The sequence below is a fragment of the Pseudoalteromonas sp. OF5H-5 genome, assembly GCF_021530695.1.
Classification (GTDB): domain Bacteria; phylum Pseudomonadota; class Gammaproteobacteria; order Enterobacterales; family Alteromonadaceae; genus Pseudoalteromonas.
Genome location: NZ_JAKGBF010000038.1, coordinates 1 through 5,006 on the forward strand (window position 1 = coordinate 1; position 5,006 = coordinate 5,006).

10 protein-coding genes are annotated in these 5,006 nt (G+C 41.8%); 6 read left to right on the forward strand and 4 right to left on the reverse strand.

The annotated features are described in order from the left end of the window. Positions 1–24: 24 nt before the first annotated feature. From L1271_RS24335 to L1271_RS24345, 3 genes are read right to left on the reverse strand one after another with little or no spacing between them, the layout of a single operon-like run. Positions 25–285: a hypothetical protein gene (locus L1271_RS24335; protein WP_235369016.1), complete on the reverse strand. Its 261-nt coding sequence runs from the start codon at positions 283–285 to the stop codon at positions 25–27. Continuing rightward, positions 275–868: a glycoside hydrolase family 108 protein gene (locus L1271_RS24340; protein WP_235369017.1), complete on the reverse strand. Its 594-nt coding sequence runs from the start codon at positions 866–868 to the stop codon at positions 275–277. Before L1271_RS24340 ends, L1271_RS24335 begins: the two co-directional genes overlap by 11 nt. A 56-nt stretch (positions 869–924) precedes the next feature. Further along, positions 925–1,617, reverse strand: a complete 693-nt coding sequence (locus L1271_RS24345; RefSeq protein ID WP_235369018.1) for a hypothetical protein — start codon at positions 1,615–1,617, stop codon at positions 925–927. 430 nt (positions 1,618–2,047) lie between these two features. Here L1271_RS24345 and L1271_RS24350 point away from each other — a divergent pair, with 430 nt between their 5' ends. Next, positions 2,048–2,209 (forward strand): hypothetical protein, encoded by a 162-nt coding sequence (locus tag L1271_RS24350; protein WP_172439960.1) that lies wholly within the window; start codon positions 2,048–2,050, stop codon positions 2,207–2,209. 35 nt (positions 2,210–2,244) lie between these two features. After that, positions 2,245–2,751, forward strand: a complete 507-nt coding sequence (locus L1271_RS24355; protein WP_099031019.1) for a hypothetical protein — start codon at positions 2,245–2,247, stop codon at positions 2,749–2,751. Between the two features lie 317 nt (positions 2,752–3,068). Here the strand turns inward: L1271_RS24355 and L1271_RS24360 are convergent, their stop codons facing one another. Further along, positions 3,069–3,470: a helix-turn-helix domain-containing protein gene (locus tag L1271_RS24360; protein ID WP_099031017.1), complete on the reverse strand. Its 402-nt coding sequence runs from the start codon at positions 3,468–3,470 to the stop codon at positions 3,069–3,071. Between the two features lie 135 nt (positions 3,471–3,605). Here L1271_RS24360 and L1271_RS24365 point away from each other — a divergent pair, with 135 nt between their 5' ends. Genes L1271_RS24365 through L1271_RS24380 form a run of 4 tightly spaced genes read left to right on the forward strand, consistent with a single transcriptional unit; the run spans position 3,606 to position 4,948 of the window. After that, positions 3,606–3,878, forward strand: coding sequence for a helix-turn-helix domain-containing protein (locus L1271_RS24365; RefSeq protein ID WP_099031016.1), 273 nt, complete (start codon positions 3,606–3,608; stop codon positions 3,876–3,878). A gap of 56 nt (positions 3,879–3,934) precedes the next feature. Continuing rightward, entirely contained in the window at positions 3,935–4,312 is a 378-nt protein-coding gene (locus tag L1271_RS24370) for a hypothetical protein (RefSeq protein ID WP_235369019.1), read from the forward strand. Next, positions 4,302–4,781, forward strand: a complete 480-nt coding sequence (locus L1271_RS24375) for a hypothetical protein (RefSeq protein WP_235369020.1) — start codon at positions 4,302–4,304, stop codon at positions 4,779–4,781. Before L1271_RS24370 ends, L1271_RS24375 begins: the two co-directional genes overlap by 11 nt. A gap of 11 nt (positions 4,782–4,792) precedes the next feature. Further along, positions 4,793–4,948 (forward strand): hypothetical protein, encoded by a 156-nt coding sequence (locus tag L1271_RS24380; protein WP_157757237.1) that lies wholly within the window; start codon positions 4,793–4,795, stop codon positions 4,946–4,948. The last annotated feature ends 58 nt before the right edge of the window (positions 4,949–5,006 follow it).

The window sequence follows — 5,006 nt, forward strand, 5'->3', positions numbered from 1 at the left end:
ACCACTGTGCCTAGTCCTACCCAATCACTCATGGCGCTCTCCAAATGTCTCAGCAAGGCGCTGTCGCACTTGTTGATAGGTGTTATGGCCGTTTAGTCGGCACTGGATATCTGTCTCACAAACAGACCTCCAGCCCTTGGCAAACTTGCTTTGCATCGTACCGTCGTAGCTGTGCAGCGGTATTTGGTTGGCATCAAATGGCTCGCCGTTCTGGTGTGCGGCAACCTCAGCCTTTAATCGTTTTATGCGGCCTTGTTTATAGCTCCACTCCCAGTTACGCCCCACGGTACACCTCGGCATAACAGCGTTCGGTAATGTGACTCAGGCGGTTCATCCAGCCATTTAGGTTAGGGATTTGGCTATTGTCATCTAGGCAAATGCGCGCATATTTACGGGCGCGGCGGCTGATCAGCTGGCTAATAAATAGGTTGGGCAAATAACCATGACATTGTTTGAGCGTGCGAGCGCCAAATAGGCCGTCGATGGTTGCTTTTACTATGCGTTGCACGACGCGGGTCATACTGTTTATGCCGTGCTGTACTGCGCCGTCAAACAGCATGAGTGCTACGCCGCTGTTAAACTCATCGCAGTGCATCGGCTCCCAATAGTCGCGGTAGTACAGTCGTATGGCATGGTCAATGGTGAGGTTGGCGATATCGAGTCGGGGGTATGCGCGCTGGCTAATGCCAAATTTAGTTAGGCCGCCACGGTCAGACGCAACATCATTTAGGCCACCATCGTCACGCAGGCCGCCCTCTAAATACAAAATGGTTAACACGCTACGGCAAAACGCGTCGCTGTAGCCGCGTAACGCAGCTGCAATCTTGGGTAGTTGGCGGTAATGTTCGAGTTGTTGAGGTGTGATCATTTGGCATCTCCATCAGGCTGTGCTGATAGAGTGCCAATAGCGTTGGTGAGTGTATTTTAAACTGGGTTAATAAATTTAATTACAGCAAGAAGCGAAGCTATAAAAGCTACCCAGTAGGGTTGATAAATACTGAGTCCAATAGGTGACTTGGTAAAGCTTTTAATGAATAGTTTTAATACTATCAGCTGTACTCGCAGTGATTTCTGAAATTGTCTGCGATCCCATATTGACTCTAGGTCTGTTTGCTGCTCGTAGAAAGCTTCACCATCAATACAGATCTGTTCCATATATTTAAACTCTATTTTAGCGTTAATAAGCAGGCACGGCTTTAACTGCCAGCCTACCGCCCCAGTCGTATTTTCAGGTATTTCATCATCTTCCCACCTTGTTTTGTTATGTAGGTTTGTCACAAAACCACAAGCCGTTCTATCTGGTTCTATATCAAACAGATACTTAATAGTCTTTGCATTTTCCGCCCACACCTCTATTGCCCTACTATGATATTCATTGGCGACGCTATGGTACTTAATTAATAGGAAAGCAAGACACAGGAGCAATAATTGGAAGAGAGCATCAGGGTGTGTGAAAGTAATCTTAAATAGAAAGGTGTTTGCTTCTTTGATTGTCGCGCCTGACATCAAAATTGCTATAGTGAGTAAAGATACATAGGTTAAAAACTTTCCAGTTGTCTTTAGGTTGCTATTGTTTTCTATTTCATCCTTCAAAAAGGAGTAGTCCGGTTTGGCCATGCATTATCCTCTAAAATGTTAGGTGTCTTTGTGAATCACGTCAGCAGGAGGCGTGTTTTGCAGAATTATATGTTAAAAATTTACAATTAAGAATGTATCAGAATGCTTAATCAATGAGGGGATAAAATTGTCCTGTTAACACAAAGTATCATCTTATTTTCACCTTAACTAACGCTTGATTTTGTATAGCTATCACTTCATAGCTTTAGATTCGGGCGCTCTGTCGCAAAAGAGTAAAATTATTCCGAAAATAAACACAAAACTGTTTGCCTAACATTTGGCAAATGTTATAGTTGAGTTAATGGATTGAGTGACCAGTAGTAACGTAGCACGGACAGCCACGGCATCCGTTCCCATTTTTAATCTAAGTTAAAGATTATTTCTTATTTTTGCTGCTATGCTGTGTGCTCTATTTCAAAGGAGCAAAACCATGAAGAACCAAAAAAACACACAAAAATCACTATCATCAGCTGACTTAGCAAAGGTTGTAGGTGGCAATGGGAGTGGTAATAACCCGATTGAATACCCAAAAAAGAAAACTGTAGAAAGTAATGCATTCGTCGAGTCAGTGATTGTTTCTAACGTATTTTAGAAACACAGATTTAACGAGTACTAGGGAGAAGTATAATGTTGGCTGGCTATTCTGAACTACTAAACCAATTAAATAGTTGGTTATGGTTAGTTTCAATATCATTGCCGTTTGTTGTGTTGTTTATGGGCAAGGGTAGCCAGTCATACTTTATTGTCGCTGCTGTTTGGTGTACAGCTCAATTGTTTAATCTTCAATTTGAAGAAAAGCTCTGGGCCATCGCAACTGAGCCTGGAAACCTATTTTATTGGTTTGGTTCTTGGGCCACAATTGATGTTTTGTGTATTGCTTTAATCATCTTTTGCCATAAGTCACTAAAGATAAAGATTGATTTTGAAGCTTTTAGTATCTCAATATGCTTAGCTATGTTAGCTATTCTCCAAATACTAACTTACCTTGATGGAGTAGTATGGCAGACTTATTTGCTAGGAGAAGCTTATACACTGGGAGTCAATACAGGCAACCTCGCCAATAGCTTAATTTTAGCAGTTCCCATCGTTTGTAAAGCCATCGAATCTTTCAATCTTAAAAGGGGGACCACGTAATGTTCGCTGTTTCATACATATGTATATTGTTTGTATTCATTACGTACCTTGTGTGCCAGCTTTTTAAATATAAATCAACGCCCGAAGACCGCGTTCGGAAGCTTATCGAAAAGCGTGTGCAGCGTGACTTTCAAATTAGGGCACACAACATTTTAGTAAAAAAACCAATGATCAATAAAATGGTAAATAACGATCATAGGTATAATGCATTGCTCGACTGGAAGAAAGAAGTTGAAGATTATTACAGGGACTATGAAGCACAGGTTGAATTAGAAGTTTCTCAATACAACGTTATCAAATTAAAAATCTAAAGAGAGTTAACCCTCTTTAGATTTTACCGATATTTCAGGCATATCTTTAAAATCCACATCCTCGCCAGCTGCCTTCTTTATCGAATACAAAGCGAAGTTCAATACTGTATTAAAAGGGGTTTCCCTTGATTTGGTAACCCAACCAAGCTCAGCTGTATCAAACAAAAATGAGGTCATTCCTTCCAATATCTGAGTTTCAGAATAATTTCCGTGGTTTTTATTACCTGTTAGTACGTACTGGATATCCACTCCAAACTCAGCAAATGCAGCTAGTTGAACCGCTGTAGGTGATGTTGAGCCTTTCTCCCAGTCAACCAAAGTTCGTCTTTTTGCGCCTGCAATTGCGGCAAAGCTCTCTTGGTTCATTCCCAATTTTTCACGCTCTTCTTTTAGACGAGTTCCAATCATGTGCAGATATCCGCCATAAATATATTGACATGTGCAGATATCTGCACAATAATCAACTCAACATTTAACCAAACCCTTTGCTAACCGTTCGCCAAAACACTTTAGAAAGGGTTTTATTCAAAAAGGTAGAGTACTATGAAATCAACGGAAATTAAAGAAGCCATCGCACACGAAGGCTATACACTATCAATGGTTGCAGATGCTTTAGGCGTGAACCTAGCAACTGTTTCTGGTGTGGTTTGTGGTCATACTCAATCCCGCCGTATTGCCGCTGCAATTTGTAAAATCATCAATAAGCCCCTCAATGTTGTATTTCCTAAAACGGATTTTTACGAGGCCCCTACCGTATTAAAGGGAGAAGACCGCAAACAAAGTGTAGAGCAGCTTAAGCAACTCTTGGCGTCGTAAGGGCTAAGTAACCACTTTACTAATAACTGAGTTACCGAACTTACAGGAGCCACACAATGCACATAATTAGCCCGTACATAGCACAATGCTATCAGCGCCAACAAAGCCGTGTTTTGTTGTTGGTACAAGCGATTAACCACCACTCTGCGCTCAATATGCGTATAGCTGCCAAGTTCAACAATAAGTTGGCGCAGTTCTTTAGCGCTCGCGCAGTACACAGCGGCACAAGGTTTATCGTCAATACACAGCCATTCAAGCAAGTTATTAAACTGGTATTTAACAAAGTCGGTTTGCATGGTTTGATCTCCCGTTTACGTGATGATCAAATTCTAGCCAGTAAGATCCTCTATTTGGAAGTTCCAAAAATTCTTTCTTTTTGGAATGGACTATTTACTACCACAAGCTTGCAAAATGGAGGTTGCTATGACTACTAAAACAAAACGCCGCCAATGGAATAGAGTCGTCGCTCGTAGCCTTCAAGAGTCCCTACAACTTTGTAAAGAGCATGCACAAGCAACACGCAATATGAGCGTACCACGCATCGCTGATAGAACGGGGATTAGTAACGATATGCTCTATAAACATCTTGGTAATGGCGATATGCCAGCAAGCTTGCTAATACCATACATGGCAGCAACGGGTAGAGAGTACCCACTCCAATATATGGCGCATAGTCTAGACAAACTTATTGTTGATATGCCCAAAGGTAAAAAGCCTAGCATGCCCACCATTAACCACCTGAATCAGTTTGCAAACCAAGTAATTGGCATGGTGATGCAACTAGATGAAGGCAACGGTAACGCCCAGCACGTAGCCGACCAAATTGTTCTGCTAATGCAGGACCTTGCCTATCACAAGCTCGAAGCTGAAAGGCTCGACGACCCACAACAAACCCTGATTTAGGAGCAAATAGTATGACTATCAAAGACCAAGTTGCGCCTAAAAAACGCCAACCAGAGCAAAATACAAGCATTTGTATTGGTAAGCATGCAGGTAAAACCGTGCTGCTAATGAGTATGGAGCAGCTAAAAGCACTGGCACACGGAAAACCACAAGGAGAGAACGCATGACTATTTTGACGCAACCGATTGAACTTGAACATGTAAAAGTGAAGAACACACGCGTATT

Bases quoted from the DNA above. Each gene is read 5' to 3' on its own strand.
- L1271_RS24340 (WP_235369017.1), bottom strand. From the start codon at position 868: ATGATCACACCTCAACAACTCGAACATTACCGCCAACTACCCAAGATT.
- L1271_RS24345 (WP_235369018.1), bottom strand. From the start codon at position 1,617: ATGGCCAAACCGGACTACTCCTTTTTGAAGGATGAAATAGAAAACAAT.
- L1271_RS24350 (WP_172439960.1), top strand. From the start codon at position 2,048: ATGAAGAACCAAAAAAACACACAAAAATCACTATCATCAGCTGACTTA.
- L1271_RS24355 (WP_099031019.1), top strand. From the start codon at position 2,245: ATGTTGGCTGGCTATTCTGAACTACTAAACCAATTAAATAGTTGGTTA.
- L1271_RS24360 (WP_099031017.1), bottom strand. From the start codon at position 3,470: ATGATTGGAACTCGTCTAAAAGAAGAGCGTGAAAAATTGGGAATGAAC.
- L1271_RS24365 (WP_099031016.1), top strand. From the start codon at position 3,606: ATGAAATCAACGGAAATTAAAGAAGCCATCGCACACGAAGGCTATACA.
- L1271_RS24370 (WP_235369019.1), top strand. From the start codon at position 3,935: ATGCACATAATTAGCCCGTACATAGCACAATGCTATCAGCGCCAACAA.
- L1271_RS24375 (WP_235369020.1), top strand. From the start codon at position 4,302: ATGACTACTAAAACAAAACGCCGCCAATGGAATAGAGTCGTCGCTCGT.
- L1271_RS24380 (WP_157757237.1), top strand. From the start codon at position 4,793: ATGACTATCAAAGACCAAGTTGCGCCTAAAAAACGCCAACCAGAGCAA.